The following is a 17,179-nucleotide window of genomic DNA, read 5'->3' as shown; positions in this document are numbered from 1 at the left end:
CATACTTAATCTATGAAAAAAAACATACCTTAAGAACCTAGAACTAGGACAACCTGATAATCATAGGTCAGAGCTCAATTGAATGGTATATGATAGAAGTTAGAATACCATAAAATCAACGAATCACCGTAAAAGTATGTAATTAAACTAGCAGCAATAATGTAAGGAGCAAACGGTATTGGTTGATTTCGTCTACCTAATTTTAGAGCGATAAGAAAGATACCAATGATTGCCCCGATCACACAGGATAAAAAGAAGCAGAAGCATAGTTTTTTAAAACCTAACACAATACCAATAAGTCCAAATAATTTCATATCACCTCCTCCCATTCCTCCTTTACTAACAATAATGATAGACATCGGGATAAGGATTCCGGCAACACCCCCAGTAATCGTATCCCACCAAGGAGTAAGTGGATCGATAATTCGAAAAACCACAAAAATAGGAAGAAAGAATAATAGAACTTTATTTGGAATAATCATATACGTTATATCTGATACTAGTACAATAACAAACATGGACACCAGAGCTAAAGCTAAAAATAATTCAAATTGGATACCAATAATAATGTAGCAATAAACAAATAACATACCTGTTATTATTTCCATAATTGGGTATAAGCTAGAAATTCGGACGCCACAATATCTGCATTTTCCTTTTAGTAAGGTAAACGATAAAATGGGGATAATATCTTTCCATTGAAGGGTTTTTAAACAATAAGGACATTCGGAGCGGCTTGTAGTAAATGATAACTGCTGTGGAGAACGTAATCCAACGACATTCAAAAATGAACCAACGACTGTTCCAATAAGAAAGACAAACCATATAATATAGTTATCCAGTTAACTCCCTCCTATTATAAAAGTGCATTTAGTAAGATATACCTATATAATATATCAAGCTGGAGGAAATGGCTAGATAAAATAATAGACTTTCTTGAATTTTAGAATAATTAAATTTAAGCTAACAGGTTTCCTTTCCTTTCATAACTAACTATTTCCCACGGTTTACGAGAATTTCGTCTATTTAAATAAGAAACTCTCCTTTCACCCACGCTAATGAAGGAGAGTTTCTTTATCAAATACAAACGATATATAGGTCGTTACACTTGCATGGGTTCACCGATGGCCATTACTTGTCCTTTACCAGGATTAACTTGCTTGGCAAACGCTTCGCCGTCCTGTTCAATTAATGGGAACGTATTATAATGTATCGGAACAACAACCTTTGCGTTAATCCATTTCGAAGCGATGAGAGCATCTTCTGGCCCCATTGTGAAATTATCACCAATCGGTACAAAAGCAATATCAATGTCATTCATTTCCCCTATTAACTTAAGGTCAGAGAATAATCCTGTGTCTCCAACATGATAAATCGTTTTTCCTTCCACAGTAAGTAAAATTCCTGCTGGCATACCAGTATAAATAGAGGAACCATTTTCTTCTGTATACGCGGATCCATGAAAAGCTTGTGTTAATTTAACCGTTCCAAAATCAAATTGATGTTTCCCGCCAATGTGCATAGGATGTGCATTTAATCCTCTACCACTCATATAATCTGCTAGTTCGTTAGGCGCTACAATTAAAGCGTTCGTTCGCTTGGCAATATCAATCGTATCTCCTACATGGTCATTATGACCGTGTGTAAGAAGGATAACATCCGGTTCAACCGTCTGCGCATCTAAATCGCAAGCTTCATTCCCTGAGATGAATGGATCAATAAGAATTTGATGGGAGTCCGTTTCTATCATTACTACTGCATGTCCATGATAAGATAATTTCACGATTATCCTCTCCTTTTAAATTTATTTCCTATTATAACAAATTAGCTTTACTTTTGAATGTACCCATTTCTATTTTTAATTAACCTTCTCTTACAAATGCAACCTTCATGGTCATTAAAATGATTGAATACAAACTCTCCATTTTATTTCTATACCCGAAATTTGTTATAATAAAAAACATTACATGGTAAAAGAGGGTGTTAGAATGGCAGAAAGAGTTGAAGCATTATTAAAAAACATGAAAAGTAATAACATTGATAGCATGTTTGTTACATCACAAGCAAATGTATATTATATGACAAATTATTATACCGATCCACACGAAAGATTAGTAGCAGTGTATATCAGCAATAATTTCGACCCCGTATTAATTATCCCAGCGATGGAAGAGGAAGATGCAAAAGCAGCAGGCTGGCAATACGAACTAATTACGTATCAAGATCATGAAAATCCCTGGGAAAAATTCTATCAAACACTGCATCACAATAAGAAACTTCCCCAGACAATCGGGGTTGAAAATAGCCATTTAACGTTGGATCGATATCAAACATTACAAAAATTCTTTTCCAATACTACTGTTATAGACGGAGAGGAATTACTAGCCAACTTACGCGTTATCAAGAGTAAGCAAGAATATGAACGATTGAAAACCGCTGCAGACCTTGCTGATTTCGGGATCAAAACAGGTATTCAATCAATTAGAGAAGGTGTAACTGAATTAGAAGTAATTGCTAATATCGAATATGAATTGAAAAAACAAGGCATTCAAGAAATGTCCTTCTCAACCATGACTTTATCAGGAGCAAAAACAGCTTCTCCACATGGAACTCCCTCCATGAAGAAAATTAATTCTGGAGATATAGTTCTGTTTGACCTAGGTGTCGTTTATGAAGGGTACTGTTCTGATATTTCAAGAACCGTTGCATTCAAATCCTTAACAGAGGAACAAAAAACCATATATAATACAGTACTACAAGCAGAACAAAAAGCAATTGACGCCTCAAAAATCGGGGTAGCTACAGGACAGTTAGATCAAATTGCAAGAAATCATATCGCTGATGCAGGATATGGTGACTATTTCACGCATCGAATTGGTCATGGCTTAGGAATTGAAACACATGAATACCCTTCAATGCATGGTAATAATGATCTCCCTTTAAAAGCTGGCATGTGTTATACGATTGAACCAGGAATTTATGTTCCAGGAGTGGCTGGTGTTCGAATTGAAGATATGATTTATATGACCGAGCAAGGACCAGAAGTATTAACTAAATCACCAAAAGACTTACAAATTATAGACTAAGCAAAAGCTATCGAGGTTTTCACTCGATAGCTTTTTAATAGGATTAAAGATGAAGCAATGTATGCGGGTCAGCAAATTCTAATCCGTGAGATACAGCTACTGCTTCATAAGTAACATACCCATTTAATGTATTAATTCCTTTTAATAATGCTTCATTGGCTTTGCACGCACCCTGATATCCTTTATTGGCTAATTGCATGGCATAGGGAACGGTAACATTTGTTAAACCAATGGTTGAAGTTCGTGGTACTGCCCCAGGCATATTAGCAACTGAATAATGTAAAACCTCATGCTTCGTATAGGTCGGATGATCATGCGTCGTAACATGATCACTTGTTTCAAATATGCCACCTTGGTCAATAGCTACATCTACAATCACAGATCCAGGTGACATTGCTTTTACCATCTCTTCACTAACTAATTTTGGTGCTTTAGCGCCTGGAATGAGTACTGCACCTATAACTAAATCAGATTCAGCTAATGCTAAACGGATATTCAAAGGATTTGACATCATTGTATTAATCGATGATCCAAATATGTCGTCGAGCTGACGAAGGCGTTCCGGGTTCAAGTCAATAATTGTAACATCTGCACCTAGCCCTACCGCAATTTTTGCCGCATTTGTTCCTACTACTCCACCACCAATAACGGTTACTTTCCCACGTTTCACACCAGGAATACCACTTAAAAGAATACCTTTACCGCCTTTGGTTTTTTCAAGAAATTGCGCACCAATTTGCGAAGCCATTCTTCCAGCAACTTCACTCATAGGAGTTAATAACGGTAGAGAGTGATTTGGCAATTGTACCGTTTCATAGGCAATCCCGGTTACCTTATTATTTATTAACGCCTTCGTAAGACTTTGCTCCGCAGCTAGGTGTAAATAAGTAAACAAAATAAGCCCTTCATAGAAATAATCATATTCTTCTGGTAAGGGTTCTTTGACTTTCATAACCATTTCTTGTTGCCAGGCTTCTTTTGCTGTAGCAACAATAATTGCACCAGCATCCTGATACTGATTATCTGTAAAACCAGATCCGATGCCTGCTCCTGTTTCAATATAAATTTCATGTCCAGCATTTTTTAATGTCAATACACCAGACGGGGCCATAGCTACCCTGTTTTCATTGTTTTTAATTTCTTTCGGAACACCAATTCTCATACTATTTACCTCCAATTCATATTATCAGTTAATTGCTAATTATCTAATTATGTATAATTTACAGTACCAAATATTTTATAAAAGGAAAAGAGAAGGGGGGGAAATAACCCACCTCATCAACAACAAGGCGGGTTATTTCAACTACTAATTCTTACGGTTATTAAACGTATAAATCCCCTTATTGTTATGCCTTTGTTCAATTACACCGCTTTGGTAACTTTCATTCAGTTGGTTTTGGACAGCTGCTACACCTTTTTCGTCTTCAAAGATGTTCTGTGGCTGATTATCACGCTTTTCCTTTGACAAGCTGATCACCCCCATTAATAGTGTGTCCGTAACTTTGTAAGATTTACTCAAATTATTTTAGCAAAAATGGAAAATCCTGATTGTATCTGGTTATTTTCGGGTATATAACTAATAAGAAAGGAGAGATAATTGTGGAATATAAAAATATTGTTGTAGCAGTTGATGGGTCAGAGGCTTCTGAAAAGGCTTTTGTTAAATCCCTTGATATTGCAAAACGAAATCATGCTCGGCTTATTCTTGCACATGTTGTAGACTCTAGGACGTTTGCAACAGCGGAAGCATATGATCGATCCTTAGCTGACAGAGCCGATGAATATGCAAAAGAGTTACTTGATAGCTATGTGGAGAATGCCAAATCAGCTGGCGTCAATGATTTAATTCGATGTATCGAATATGGTTCTCCAAAGGTTAAAATTGCGAAGGATATAGCCAATGATTTTCATGCAGACTTGATAATCTGTGGTGCAACAGGAATGAATGCTGTGGAACGCTTTTTGATCGGAAGTGTCTCTGAGAATATTACAAGATATGCCTCTTGTGATGTATTGGTAGTACGATAACCTCTAATGGTCAAATTTCAGTTGTTTTCCTGTTAAAACAACTGCTATGCGCCTATCACATAATGACTGACAATTTTTTTAAGACTCGGGATGATTAAATAATTCATGGTATGTCTCATTGTTTCAACGGAGCCAGGCAGCATAAAAATGGCTGTTTGATGTTTGACACCTGCTACTGGCTTCATATGAACATACGGTTCTAACAATTGCATGTCTTGAAATAAATTACCGTATCCAACAATTGGATAATCAAAAAACTCCTCAATAAAATGGGAATTCATCAATCTATCTGAACATTGATACCCGTCGTTAAGGATGATGATATCTATAACAGGGTTTATTGAACTACGCTTTAATGCGGAATGGATGGATGTTTGATCTTCTTCGATAATATCGCGAATTATATTTGTATATCCATTCTCTTTTAAGCATGATTGGATTATCCCACCATTCATATCTGTTTCTAATGTGTGCGTGTTACTAATTGTGATAATCATGAAATTTACTGGCAGCTGGTCTTCTTCCATTTTATCTATACCTCCCATCCATTTCTAAAACATTCTATATTTAAAAAAAGGTTTTGCTATGGATAAACCATACCAAAACCTTATTATTAACCAATTTGTGAAAATCGAATCGTGTCTCTTGCAATAACAACTTCTTCATTTGTTGGAATGACAATAACTTTCACAGGAGAGTGTGGGTAATTAATAAATTGTTCTTTTCCACGCACTTTATTCAATGCAGGATCCCAATAAACCCCCATAAACTCTAATCCATGTAATACTCTCTCTCTTATCGTATCACTATTCTCACCAACACCAGCAGTAAAGATAATAGCATCTACCCCAGACATTTTAGTAGCATAAGACCCTAGATATTTATGAATTCTCCCAGCGAAAACCTCTAGCGCCAATTCAGCACGTTCATTTTCATCTGCAGCTTGCTCAATATCACGTAAATCACTCGAGAATCCAGACAATGCTAACATACCACTTTCTTTATTCAGTACATGAACCACTTCTTCAGCCGTTTTTCCGGTTTTTTCCATAATATAAGGAATTAGCGCAGGATCAATATTACCTGATCGTGTCCCCATTGTAACACCTGCTAATGGTGTAAAGCCCATTGATGTATCAATTGATTTGCCGCCTTGGATTGCTGCAATACTTGCTCCATTACCTAAATGACAAGAAATCAATCGTAAGTTCTCTAAAGGCACACCCATTAAATCTGCAGCCCTTTGTGACACGTATTTATGAGAAGTCCCGTGAAAACCATATTTACGAATGCCATACTCCTTATAATACTCGTAAGGGAGACTATATAGATAAGATGATTCAGGCATCGTTTGATGAAAAGCTGTGTCAAAGACTGCAACCATTGGTACATTAGGTAAAATCTCTCTAAATGCATGGATACCTGTAAGATTGGCTGGATTATGCAATGGTGCCAACTCAGATACTTGTTCAATTGTCTTTATCACATCATCAGTGATTAAAACGGAATCACTGAAATGCTCTCCTCCATGAACCACACGGTGCCCTACAGCGTCTACTTCGTCAAGGGAAGCAATGACACCAGATTCTTTTAAACCTTCTAATAATTTCTTCACAGCTACTTCATGGTTTGGAATATCCCCAACGAATTTATCTTTCTCACCTTGAACATCCATCGTAAAAACAGCCTCATTAAGGCCAATTCGTTCCACTAGCCCTTTTGCTAAAACATGTTCTTCTGGCATTTGTATTAATTGGAATTTCAAAGATGAACTACCGGCATTAATTGCCAATACATTACTCATTGCTGCTCAACTCCTTCTTATACGTTTGGAACCAATTATTTATCTGTCCTAATATATCCCCCATTGCATTCGTATTCGTAAAAGATGGCATCTTTACCAATAACGGTTGTTTTGGAGAATGGGTATGATGACCTTTTTTCTGTAGAATGAGTATACTTTTTTGATGCTTCTCTGATTTAAAGGCAGTATCTGGCAGTCTTAAAACACCAACCATATGTGCATGCTCATGGATAAATTGTTGTAATTGATCGGATTGATCACTATCGAATAAAAACTCTGGAACAACAAATAGAAGATATCCACCAGCAATTGTATAATTCAAACTTTGTTCAATAAATAAATGATGTGCATAGGAATGGCCTTCATTTGCTTTTAACTTAAATTCATTTGCTCGTAAATCATCCGGGTAATAACCAACAGGTAAGTCTGCAACCACCAAATCAACTGGATCCAATAAGAATGGACGTAAACTATCCTGATGAAAGAATTCAATATTAATTTTTTGTAAATTTGCATTCCATACTGCCAATTGGATTAAGGTTGAATCTACCTCGCTAGCAAAGGCCTCTTTTTCTTGGACTAGTTGATTTAAAACGGCAGTAATTAGATTTCCTGTCCCACCTGCTGGATCAAAAACACGAACAGGATCCGTTTTGTCACTCAGTAATTTTCCCGCTAAATAACCAATCATTAATGAAACCGTTTCAGGTGTCATTAAATGCTGTTGCTGGGTAGAACCAGTCATTCCTTTTATAATAGCAAGTTGGTTGGCCTTTCTTTTTTCTTCTGATGAGTACGCATCAATGGTTAATTCATCTAATGCTTGTTTTAACTTCGTAGATAAACTTTCATCTATGTCAACTGGTACTTCTTGCGAAAATACGATTTCCATTGTATAACTTAAGCTTTCCAGATAAGGCTCATTAACATGATGTTGAATAAGTTCAGTTGTTTGATCCAACCACTCGTATAGTGTTTCTACATTCGTCTTCTCCATAATAGATTCCTCCATTCGGCCCCTTTAAAAGGTTGGTCAAAAAGTATTCTATTCATAAGTAATAGTTTACGTAAGAATTCTCTTTGAGCACACTTACATAAAGAGCGTTTCTATTGTACCAAATGAATAAGGTCTATGTACAAAGTAATGCAAATATATGTGAACAGGCGATGACAGTAAAAATCCCTCTCAACTTTATGAGAGAGATTCCGCTCATGTTATTCTGCTTGTCCAGCAGCTTCCAGTGCAGCATCATAATCTGGATGGTTACTTACTTCACTGACATACTCAACATAAGTAACCTTATTGTTCGAATCAACGACAAAAATAGATCGTGCCAATAGGCGAAGTTCCTCTATCAATACACCATAATTCTTGCCAAAGTTGGCATCCCGATGATCGGATAATGTATCAAGTTTATTAATATCATGCTTATTTACCCAGCGCTTTTGGGCAAAAGGTAAATCCATGCTCACCGTTAAAACTTTTACATTTCCAATTTTGTCGGCTTCTTCATTAAACCGTTTTGTTTGATCAGCACATACACCTGTATCAATGGAAGGAACAACACTTATTAACTTTACCTTGCCTTGATAATCATCTAAGGTAACTTCTTCTAAATCATTTGAAAGTACTTTGAAAGCAGGTGCTTCGTCTCCTACTTTCACTTCATTACCTACAAGCGTAACAGGATCATGTTGGAATGTAACATTTGCCATATGAATCATTCCTCCTAAAATAATTGTATTCCTCTATCATTATGAAGTGAATAAAGATGCATGTCCAATAATTTACGCCTTCGATTTAGGGAAAAATTTGTGAACAAAATGGCTAGCGCTTTCAAAGAACATGTAAGTAATGGATAGGAATCTTATATATCATACTGTGTAGAAATATCTTTTTGTTTCTTGTGTTCTTGTTTCTTCGGTTGTTGTTTATTTCCTGAATCCTTAATGATTTGCTGTACCTTTTCTACAACCTGTGGCGCGAAGTCCAGCATTTTTTCATAAATATGAGCATGGTGATCTAAATGAACCATTTTTATTCCTTTTTCACTTACAATTAAAAAGGCAACTGGTGTAATGGATACTCCCCCCCCACTTCCTCCACCAAATGGAAGCGTAGCCTCTGAATCGTCTTGGGATTGATTACTTGATGAGTTAAATTCGCTACCTCCAGCAGCAAAGCCAAATCCTACTTTTGAGACAGGGATGATAACACTCCCATCAGGGGATTGTACTGGATCACCGATAATCGTGTTCACTTCTACCATATCTTTTAAATTTTCCATTGCGGTCGTCATCAACCCTTGAATTGGATGTTCTTCCATATTAGTCAACTCCTTTATACTATTGCTCTTGTTTTACAGTATGTCTTTTAACAGCAATTTCCCGCATTACCTGAGTACATGCGTTTATAGCTTGTGCTATTCGAATCGAAACCATACAAGAAAATTCCGTTTTAAAATAGATTTGCTGAAAAAGAGGGATAACTTGTAAATCCGGTTTACATGAACCTTTACTTTTTTCAAGAATCCAACCTGATAATATCCCTTTCATTGTCCAAACCCCGCCCGATGCCATTCCTGTAAGAGAAGCATCACCTGCTCCACCTTTCGTATGCCAACGCAACTGATGTAATACGAGCGATCGAAATACGATGGTTAATAATCGATTACTTTCTTGAATAAGTCCAATTAGTTCATGTAGATTCGTTGGCAGGTCTTTAAAGTGAGATTTATTATCCTCTTCTTTATCTTCTAAGAGAATATCTTTTTTAAACAGTCGAATCGAAAACCAATACACATAAATAGTAATAGAACCATGTTTCTCAATATAAGATGCTTGTATACGAATGAAAAGTTTAGATAGAAGTACAAAAGAAACGAATAAAACCAAGCAGAAAATGAATATAAACCAATCCCACATCGTCTTGTCACCTCGATTTCATATCTGTTCCTATTTTTCCTCAAATTTCCTGTTTTACTCAAAAAAATTAACTTTATTAGGATAATGATTTACAAACATGATAGAATGGGGATAAGCTTCATATTTACACTTATCTATATGAAGAACATAAGTGGTTACATATTAATAGGAGGGTGACAACAAGATTATGTCAGATCGTAAGAATATTTTTTTCTACTATTTAAATAGTGATGGTCTAAAAAACAAGTTAGACGCATTGTATCAATTAGCAGAGTCTAATGGTTTTACAATTGTAAGCGATTCCGATAATGCCAATATTATTGTAAGTATTGGTGGAGATGGTGCATTTCTACAAGCAGTACGTAAGACTGGATTTCGGCAAGATTGCCTGTATACAGGCATAACTCGGTCTGGCGAATCCGGGTTATATTGTGATTTTAATTTGGATAATTTTGATGAAATGTTAGATACCATTCTACATGAGGAGATGGAAGTTAGACGTTTTCCTGTTATTCATGCGGATGTTAATGGAGAAACCAACTTCTACTGTTTAAATGAAATTAGTGTAAGATCTACCATCATTAAATCAATTGTTATGGATGTCTTTATTGATGATATTCATTTTGAAACATTTCGTGGAGATGGGTTAATCGTCGCAACTCCTACCGGCAGTACTGGCTATAATAAATCGACCAATGGAGCCGTCATCGACCCACGTATCCCTTGTTTTCAAGTTTCTGAATTAGCTTCCATTAATAATAATCGTTATCGTACTTTAGGTTCTTCCTTCGTGCTTCACAATGATCGTAAATTACAATTATCTGTGCAGCAAGATGGAAATGATTACCCTATTATTGGCTTAGATAATGAAGCCTATTCTATTCGTAATATTAAAGATGTCACCGTTACTTTAAGTGATAAAGTCATTAAAACAGTAAAATTAAAAAACAATTCTTATTGGGATAGAGTGAAGCGTACATTTTTATAGAGCTGCGAGGGCGGAGAACGCAATCCTTAAAAAAACAGAAAAACCCATCTTCCTTTATGTTGAAGATGGGTTTTTAACGTACACAATTTCTCCATCTATTACTGTCATTTCAACCCCAATACGATGAATATCATGCGGATTAACATGAAATATATCTTGGTCAATAATCGTAAAATCAGCTGCGTATCCTTCTGCAATAAGCCCCCTTGTATCCTCTTGGTTAATGGCATAAGCGCTTCCTGTCGTATATAGCTGAACAGCTTCAAATATAGATAATGCCTCTTTTGTTAAGTACCTTTTACCATCATATGATGATTTCCTTAGTACTGCCGCTTCTATTCCATAGAGTGGATTAACCTCTTCTATTGGTGCATCTGACCCGCCAGCACAGTGTATGCCATTTGCTAACATGGTTTTCCATGCATAAGAAAGATCTAATCTTTTTTCTCCAAGACGATCAATGACCCAAGGGAAATCAGAAGCAACAAAAGAGGGTTGTATATCAATAATCGCTGGAAGCTCCTTTAATAGTTGTAAAGATTGTGGATTTAAAATTTGCCCATGGATAATCCGATCTCTCCATTTATTTGGCAGCGGATATTTCTTTAATATCGATGCTACTTCCAAAATGGCTTGATCTCCAATTGCATGAACCGCTACTGGTAAACGATACTTCCTAGCATCTTGAACAATTCTTTCTAATTCTGCCGTACTATGAATATTAAAGCCACAATTACCTTTGTCATCAGAGTAATCATTCGTTAACCAAGCAGTCCTTCCACCTAAAGCGCCATCTGAAAAGATCTTAATTGCACCTAATTCTACATATTGCTCACTACTTAACTCGCCTAAACCTGCCTGAATCGCATCCTGCATAACTTCATGATGTACTAATAAATGTGCTTTGAATTTATTCTCTTCATTTATTGCATTTGTAAATGCCCGATACGTTTTCTCAAAGCCTCCAAAATAATTAAGATCTTCACTGTGCCCCCCTACTAAACCTTTTGCAGTTAGATCACTAATCGCAATCGAAATAACCTGTTCCAAATATGCTTGTGAAACGGATGGCATTGCTTGCTTAATCAATTCCTGTGCTGTATCTAAGAAATATCCGGTTGTTTCCCCTGAATTATCACGTATAATAACTCCCCCCTGTGGATCTTCCGTGTTGTTAGGATAATCAATTTTTGCCAGCTCCATTGCTTTACTATTTGCTAACACAGCATGCCTACAAACTCGAGACAACATTACTGGATTATCTGGAATAATTTCATCTAACGCCGACTTATGAATAATCAATGGTTCTTCCCAGTGATTCTCATTCCATCCTTCCCCAACTAACCATTCACCTTTAGAAAGATGAACAGAACGATTAGATAATGCCTCTAATACTTCATCTGCTGATTGCATAGCTGAAAGATCCAAGCGCAATAATTTCTCTCCGTGCCAAACAATATGTAAATGACTATCAATAAACCCCGGAAGCATAGTTTTCCCCTGTAAATGAATAGCTTCTTCTATCTCATTATAATACGTGTGATATAAATACTCGTAAGTACCAATCGCTATAATTTTATTTCTTTGGGTAAATACTGCATCTACCACAATGTCCTCTTGCTCCATGGTATAGATCGGACCACCGAACCATAATTTTCCCATCGTACTCTCCCTTTCTATGGATGCTTCATCTCCAACATAACCTAACTGTACTTTTTTATTTTCACAGAATCAAGTATTGATGCAAACTAACTTCTTATTATATAGATAGTAAAAGAGCTACCCGTGTAACGGATAGCTCTAAAGCCATTTCACTATTTTATTATAATTATTTGGTACCACCAAATTGTTGTTCAGCCATTTGAACAAGACGTTTAGTGATTTCACCACCAACAGAACCGTTGGAACGAGAAGTTGAATCTGGTCCAAGTTGAACACCAAATTCTTGAGCAATCTCGTATTTCATTTGATCTAGTGCTTGTTGAACACCAGGTACTACTAATTGGTTTGAAGAATTGTTAGTTGCCATGTTAACTCACCTCCTTGGTACTTATAGAATGTGTACAAAGGGTGGAAAACATTCATTTTTTTAATTGGTAGTTCCTGACAATCTTTTTAAAGAAATTAAAATAAATCTTCATACGCACATTGATTTGTTTTAGCAGTGATTTTTATGGTTTCAATCCCATTCACGGCTTCTTCAAGGGAGTCGGTAAAATCCGTTCTTGCTTCAAACAGATTTGCCTTTTCACGTTTCGGTTTTGTTTTCGGAGATTTTGGTACAAAAATAGTACAACAATCTTCATATGGAAGGATAGAAGTCTCATACGTACCTATCTCACGTGAAATTTTAATAATTTCTGTTTTATCCATTGCGATTAACGGACGAATAATTGGATAATTGGTGACTTCATTGATGGTATTCATACTCTCCATCGTTTGACTAGCAACCTGTCCAAGATTTTCACCAGTTGTCATGGAAAGGATTTCTTGACTATGACAAACTCTTTCACTAATACGCATCATCATTCGCCGCATAATCGTCATGGCATACTCATTAGGCATCTCTCGGAATATTTCCTGTTGTAATTTTGTAAATGGTACAATATGGACATTAATGGACTTACCGTATTTCGTTAATTGCTGTGCTAAATCAAGAACTTTTTGTTTTGCACGTTCACTTGTAAATGGTGGAGAATGAAAATGTATGGCTTCAATGTGTACACCTCGCTTCATTGCAAGATACCCGGCAACTGGACTATCAATTCCGCCTGAAAGCAATAATAGAGACTTTCCAGATGTACCTACCGGAAGTCCTCCCAGTCCTTGAACAACACTAGAAGTAATATAAGCCGCTTCCAGTCTTATTTCAACTTTAATTTCTAAGTCGGGTTCATGTACATCAACCGAAATTCCTTCCGTATTCGTTAGCAAATGTTTTCCCAAGACTTGATTCATTTCTTGTGAAGGGATGGGAAAATCTTTATTAATCCGTTTTACAGATACTTTAAATGTTTTTACATTCTTCCCTTTTTTCAACGCGTATAACGAACCTTCTTTTATCTTTTCCGGATCATTTTTCACTTTTATTGCTAAACTCAAGCTTTGTATACCAAATATGTTTTTACATTTATTGATTATTGGTTCCGGATCATGGCCATTTAATAAAATAAACATTCTTCCTTGTGTACGTTTCACCTTAATATTGGAGAAATCCCTTAGTTTATCTTGAATATTCTCTTGCAAACGAATAATAAACTGCTTAATGTTTTTTCCTTTTAAGGCCATCTCACCATAGCGAATTAATATATGATCATATTGCATTTTTTATCTACTCCATAACTTCTTTAAATTGGCGAATTTTTTCACGTAATACGTTAATAAACCTCTTTAATTCTTCTTTATTATTTTCATAACTCATACTCACTCGTAAAGCAGAAGTGGTTCGATCTTCTGACAAGCCACATGCAGCAAGGATTTTACTTTCATCTGTTTTCTTTGAGGAACAAGCTGACTTCGTTGAAATAAAAATATCTTCATCACTCAACATATGAATGATTACCTCCGGTTTTATACCAGGAATGGAGAAGTTAATAATATGCGGTGCAGCTTCTTTTGGAGAATTCAGCTTTACTTCCTTTATACTTTCTAACTCTCTAACCAAATATTGCTGTAACTCATACAAATGAAGTTGATCCTTCTTTTCTTTTTCCTTCATTAATCGAATGGCTTTCACTATTGATACTGCACCAGCTAAATTCTCTGTCCCGGATCGAATCGCTTGTTCTTGTTCTCCCCCATGAAATAACGGAAAAAGTGTTGTACGTTGCTTCACATATAAAATCCCTGTTCCCTTTAGTCCATGTATTTTATGTCCGGAAATCGTGCAAAGATCAATACCGCTGTCTGCAAGATCTAGAGGGATTTTACCAAAGCCTTGGACGTGATCTACATGGAAAAATAATTTCGGATATTGGTTAGCAATCTTACCTATCTCATGGATAGGCTGAATAGATCCCATTTCATTATTAACATGCATGATACTGATTAAAATCGTATCTTCTCTAATCGCATTTTTAAGGTCCACGATATCAATGACACCGGATTGATTTACTGGTAAATAAGTTATCTCAAACCCCAGTTTCTTAAGGCTCTCGCAGGCATTATACACCGACGGATGTTCAATGTCGGTCGTTATAATATGCTTCCCTCTATTTTGATGTTCCAATGCAATCCCTTTTATTGCAATATTATTTCCTTCCGTACCACCAGAGGTAAACACAATTTCATTCGGTTCCACTTGTAAAAGATCGGCTGCTTGACGTTTAGCCTGAATAAGTAATTTCTCAGCTTCACCACCCATCGGATGAATCGATGATGGGTTTGCAAAAAAAGCAGTGGACACTTGTTCAAAACTTTTTAAAACAGAAGGGGCAGGTTTGGTTGTTGCACTATTATCTAAATATATCATAACTAGTTAACTCCTATCTTAGCAAAACACATGTGTTCCTTTACGCTTAGAAAAAAGGATATTAAATAATATCCTTTTTTCTACGTATTTTTATTCAATTAAGCGTTACTTCACCTTCTTGGTAAGCCTCAATTCGCTTTAATGCACCAGGTTCAATTTCTTCCACAGCTTTTGCTGCATGTTCTAGCGATAGCTCATATTCATAATTTCTAAATAGCCGCTCCGATTCAGCTAATTTTGCTGCTAACATTGGATATTGACTACGATACCTATTCGCATATTGGATGACTTGTTCCGTTAAATAAGCTTGTTCTAACATGAGATCGGTTTGTTCCATTGCATATTCTACTGCATTTTTAGCGTCATTTAATGCTTGCTGCACTTCAGTCATATCTAAGGGCTGACTCTCCAACGTTTTTAATACCCGCTGGTTTTTATGGCTAGCCGTTTCGATTAGGTTCCAAATAAAATTAGGAATACCTGGAACATTGCTCTTTTTAAGTTTACGCTGGATATGATATAACTGATTGCGCATTTCTGTCAATTTTTCTTTTGCTTCCAGTTCATCTTTGCGTAAGTTATTAATTCGTTTTTTAAACGCTTCATGTTTTTCTTTTAGTAGTTCAATTTGCTGAAAGCCTTCTTCAATTTCATCTCTAAGCTTTGTATGAGGTGTATTATCATGTTCCATATCCGATAAGAGCTCTTCAAGCTGCCCATTTAACTTAGTAATTGATTTTTCCAATGACAGGTATTTTTCCATATCTTCATCTTCAAAGTAATACGCTTTTTTCAATTGTTCTACATCATGTTTCGTATCAATAAACGTGTTATTCATCTCTTCTAATGTAGTTTGATAGGATGGAACTTTTGTATCAACATAATTTTTAGCAATTGCCTCTTTTTCAAGCAGTTGATACATTTCTTTTATTCGTGCATCTACCTCCTCAATAACCAGTTCAGCATCGGTAAAGTCTCCTGTTTCTAAATCGCTCACGATATGTAGTAGCCTATCTTGATAACCTTTTATTTCTTTTTCAAAAGCTAAGTGATCAACTCGATAACCTTCTTCTTTCATTTCTTTTAATCCGCCATGAAGTTCATCTAGTTGGGAAGGTAACTCTTGCTTACTCTTTTGATAGAGCCTTGGAAATTCATCGAGCTGCACTTCTACCGCGTCTAGTGAAGCTCTTAATTGATCTACTAACTTTTTTGCTTCTAAATAATTTCCATCCGCTATTAATGCATAATATTGGGATAGTTGTTCTGCCAATTCATCGAGCTTACCTTCAAAAAACATGTCTGCTTTCCCAAATTGATATCTATTTTGGGATAATTGCTTACGTAATGATTTAATCGTTGGTTCTACATGCTCAACTTCTTTTCGACTTGATTCTTCAGAATGAAGTAACTCTTCAACTTCTTTTAAAATGTCCTCAATTTCCACTTCTATTGATTGTAGGATACGTTCTACATCAGCTAATACTTTTTTAGCTTTTGTAAAGCGATAACGATCAGCAGATTCTTCTGCATCAAAGAGAAGTTCCTCAATATCCGTTAACTCTTTTGTGACTATATGCTCCCATCGTTCTTTCCATGCTTCAAACTTATCCTGTGTCTCACCAGATAAGTTCAGTATCTTGATACGGGAGAGCTCAGAATTGATGTTTCGACCCATAATATCCATTTTCCAGGCTTCATAACGATCGACAACATCATATACTCTTTTACGTAAAATAAGTCCAATAATGATTAGTGTAATGACTACAAGTATACCGCCTATGATGTATGCCATATAATGCCTCCCAACTAAATTCCTATAAGAGGATGGACGTTTACAATTTACAATAATAACCGTCGCAAATAGTAATCTAATT

18 protein-coding genes are annotated in these 17,179 nt (G+C 36.0%); 3 read left to right on the top strand and 15 right to left on the bottom strand.

The annotated features are described in order from the left end of the window. Nucleotides 1–74: 74 nt before the first annotated feature. Both M948_RS0121900 and M948_RS33535 read right to left on the bottom strand, forming a co-directional pair. The gene (locus tag M948_RS0121900; protein WP_337191376.1) at nt 75–809 is read right to left on the bottom strand and encodes a prepilin peptidase; all 735 of its coding nucleotides are present in this window, start codon (nt 807–809) and stop codon (nt 75–77) included. A gap of 293 nt (nt 810–1,102) precedes the next feature. Next, nucleotides 1,103–1,783, bottom strand: coding sequence for a metal-dependent hydrolase (locus M948_RS33535; protein ID WP_021290861.1), 681 nt, complete (start codon nt 1,781–1,783; stop codon nt 1,103–1,105). Between the two features lie 205 nt (nt 1,784–1,988). Here M948_RS33535 and M948_RS33530 point away from each other — a divergent pair, with 205 nt between their 5' ends. Continuing rightward, nucleotides 1,989–3,086, top strand: a complete 1,098-nt coding sequence (locus M948_RS33530) for a M24 family metallopeptidase (protein ID WP_021290860.1) — start codon at nt 1,989–1,991, stop codon at nt 3,084–3,086. Between the two features lie 43 nt (nt 3,087–3,129). On the opposite strand, the gene ald is transcribed toward M948_RS33530, so the two are convergent. Together ald and M948_RS43470 are read right to left on the bottom strand one after the other, a co-directional pair. Then, entirely contained in the window at nt 3,130–4,248 is a 1,119-nt protein-coding gene (ald, locus tag M948_RS33525) for an alanine dehydrogenase (protein WP_021290859.1), read from the bottom strand. A 144-nt stretch (nt 4,249–4,392) separates the two neighbouring features. Continuing rightward, a complete protein-coding gene (locus M948_RS43470; RefSeq protein ID WP_021290858.1) occupies nt 4,393–4,554 on the bottom strand; it encodes a hypothetical protein in 162 nt (53 codons plus the stop codon). A gap of 125 nt (nt 4,555–4,679) precedes the next feature. Here M948_RS43470 and M948_RS33520 point away from each other — a divergent pair, with 125 nt between their 5' ends. Beyond that, nucleotides 4,680–5,114 (top strand): universal stress protein, encoded by a 435-nt coding sequence (locus M948_RS33520; RefSeq protein ID WP_041203170.1) that lies wholly within the window; start codon nt 4,680–4,682, stop codon nt 5,112–5,114. Between the two features lie 44 nt (nt 5,115–5,158). On the opposite strand, the gene M948_RS33515 is transcribed toward M948_RS33520, so the two are convergent. The 6 genes from M948_RS33515 to M948_RS42560 all read right to left on the bottom strand — a co-directional run bounded on the left by M948_RS33515 (nt 5,159) and on the right by M948_RS42560 (nt 9,843). Next, a complete protein-coding gene (locus tag M948_RS33515) occupies nt 5,159–5,641 on the bottom strand; it encodes a molybdopterin-binding protein (RefSeq protein WP_021290856.1) in 483 nt (160 codons plus the stop codon). An 86-nt stretch (nt 5,642–5,727) separates the two neighbouring features. Next, complete coding sequence (locus M948_RS33510) at nt 5,728–6,918, bottom strand: acetate kinase (protein WP_021290855.1); 1,191 nt, start codon at nt 6,916–6,918, stop codon at nt 5,728–5,730. Then, nucleotides 6,911–7,915, bottom strand: a complete 1,005-nt coding sequence (locus M948_RS33505) for a class I SAM-dependent methyltransferase (RefSeq protein WP_021290854.1) — start codon at nt 7,913–7,915, stop codon at nt 6,911–6,913. The genes M948_RS33510 and M948_RS33505 overlap by 8 nt, the downstream gene beginning before the upstream one ends. A gap of 218 nt (nt 7,916–8,133) precedes the next feature. After that, entirely contained in the window at nt 8,134–8,634 is a 501-nt protein-coding gene (gene tpx / locus M948_RS33500; protein WP_021290853.1) for a thiol peroxidase, read from the bottom strand. 152 nt (nt 8,635–8,786) lie between these two features. Then, nucleotides 8,787–9,245 (bottom strand): GerW family sporulation protein, encoded by a 459-nt coding sequence (gene ytfJ / locus M948_RS33495; protein WP_021290852.1) that lies wholly within the window; start codon nt 9,243–9,245, stop codon nt 8,787–8,789. A 19-nt stretch (nt 9,246–9,264) separates the two neighbouring features. Next, nucleotides 9,265–9,843 carry a DUF2953 domain-containing protein gene (locus tag M948_RS42560; RefSeq protein ID WP_021290851.1) on the bottom strand — a complete coding sequence of 193 codons (579 nt, stop codon included), beginning with the start codon at nt 9,841–9,843 and terminating at the stop codon, nt 9,265–9,267. Between the two features lie 187 nt (nt 9,844–10,030). On the opposite strand from M948_RS42560, the gene M948_RS33485 reads away from it, so the two are divergent. Beyond that, nucleotides 10,031–10,831: an NAD kinase gene (locus tag M948_RS33485; RefSeq protein WP_021290850.1), complete on the top strand. Its 801-nt coding sequence runs from the start codon at nt 10,031–10,033 to the stop codon at nt 10,829–10,831. A 54-nt stretch (nt 10,832–10,885) separates the two neighbouring features. Here M948_RS33485 and M948_RS33480 read toward each other — a convergent pair whose 3' ends face one another. The 5 genes from M948_RS33480 to ezrA form a co-directional block, all read right to left on the bottom strand. After that, entirely contained in the window at nt 10,886–12,493 is a 1,608-nt protein-coding gene (locus tag M948_RS33480) for an amidohydrolase (protein WP_021290849.1), read from the bottom strand. Between the two features lie 166 nt (nt 12,494–12,659). Further along, nucleotides 12,660–12,860, bottom strand: coding sequence for an alpha/beta-type small acid-soluble spore protein (locus M948_RS33475; protein WP_021290848.1), 201 nt, complete (start codon nt 12,858–12,860; stop codon nt 12,660–12,662). Between the two features lie 95 nt (nt 12,861–12,955). Beyond that, a complete protein-coding gene (thiI, locus tag M948_RS33470) occupies nt 12,956–14,155 on the bottom strand; it encodes a tRNA uracil 4-sulfurtransferase ThiI (RefSeq protein ID WP_021290847.1) in 1,200 nt (399 codons plus the stop codon). Nucleotides 14,156–14,162: 7 nt separating this feature from the next. Next, a complete protein-coding gene (locus M948_RS33465) occupies nt 14,163–15,302 on the bottom strand; it encodes a cysteine desulfurase family protein (RefSeq protein ID WP_021290846.1) in 1,140 nt (379 codons plus the stop codon). A 94-nt stretch (nt 15,303–15,396) separates the two neighbouring features. Further along, on the bottom strand, nt 15,397–17,097 hold the full coding sequence (gene ezrA, locus M948_RS33460; RefSeq protein ID WP_021290845.1) for a septation ring formation regulator EzrA: 1,701 nt from the start codon (nt 17,095–17,097) through the stop codon (nt 15,397–15,399). Between the last annotated feature and the right edge of the window lie 82 nt (nt 17,098–17,179).

Origin of the sequence: Virgibacillus sp. CM-4 (assembly GCF_000445495.1) — a bacterium.
GTDB lineage: Bacteria > Bacillota > Bacilli > Bacillales > Amphibacillaceae > Virgibacillus > Virgibacillus salexigens.
The sequence above is the reverse complement of the archived record's forward strand: the minus strand, read 5'-3'. Positions and strand labels throughout refer to the sequence as shown.

Coding starts and splice junctions, on each gene's coding strand:
- M948_RS33530 (WP_021290860.1), top strand. CDS start 1,989: ATGGCAGAAAGAGTTGAAGCATTATTAAAAAACATGAAAAGTAATAAC.
- ald (WP_021290859.1), bottom strand. CDS start 4,248: ATGAGAATTGGTGTTCCGAAAGAAATTAAAAACAATGAAAACAGGGTA.
- M948_RS33515 (WP_021290856.1), bottom strand. CDS start 5,641: ATGGAAGAAGACCAGCTGCCAGTAAATTTCATGATTATCACAATTAGT.
- M948_RS33510 (WP_021290855.1), bottom strand. CDS start 6,918: ATGAGTAATGTATTGGCAATTAATGCCGGTAGTTCATCTTTGAAATTC.
- M948_RS33505 (WP_021290854.1), bottom strand. CDS start 7,915: ATGGAGAAGACGAATGTAGAAACACTATACGAGTGGTTGGATCAAACA.
- tpx (WP_021290853.1), bottom strand. CDS start 8,634: ATGGCAAATGTTACATTCCAACATGATCCTGTTACGCTTGTAGGTAAT.
- ytfJ (WP_021290852.1), bottom strand. CDS start 9,245: ATGGAAGAACATCCAATTCAAGGGTTGATGACGACCGCAATGGAAAAT.
- M948_RS42560 (WP_021290851.1), bottom strand. CDS start 9,843: ATGTGGGATTGGTTTATATTCATTTTCTGCTTGGTTTTATTCGTTTCT.
- M948_RS33485 (WP_021290850.1), top strand. CDS start 10,031: ATGTCAGATCGTAAGAATATTTTTTTCTACTATTTAAATAGTGATGGT.
- M948_RS33480 (WP_021290849.1), bottom strand. CDS start 12,493: ATGGGAAAATTATGGTTCGGTGGTCCGATCTATACCATGGAGCAAGAG.
- M948_RS33475 (WP_021290848.1), bottom strand. CDS start 12,860: ATGGCAACTAACAATTCTTCAAACCAATTAGTAGTACCTGGTGTTCAA.
- thiI (WP_021290847.1), bottom strand. CDS start 14,155: ATGCAATATGATCATATATTAATTCGCTATGGTGAGATGGCCTTAAAA.
- M948_RS33465 (WP_021290846.1), bottom strand. CDS start 15,302: ATGATATATTTAGATAATAGTGCAACAACCAAACCTGCCCCTTCTGTT.
- ezrA (WP_021290845.1), bottom strand. CDS start 17,097: ATGGCATACATCATAGGCGGTATACTTGTAGTCATTACACTAATCATT.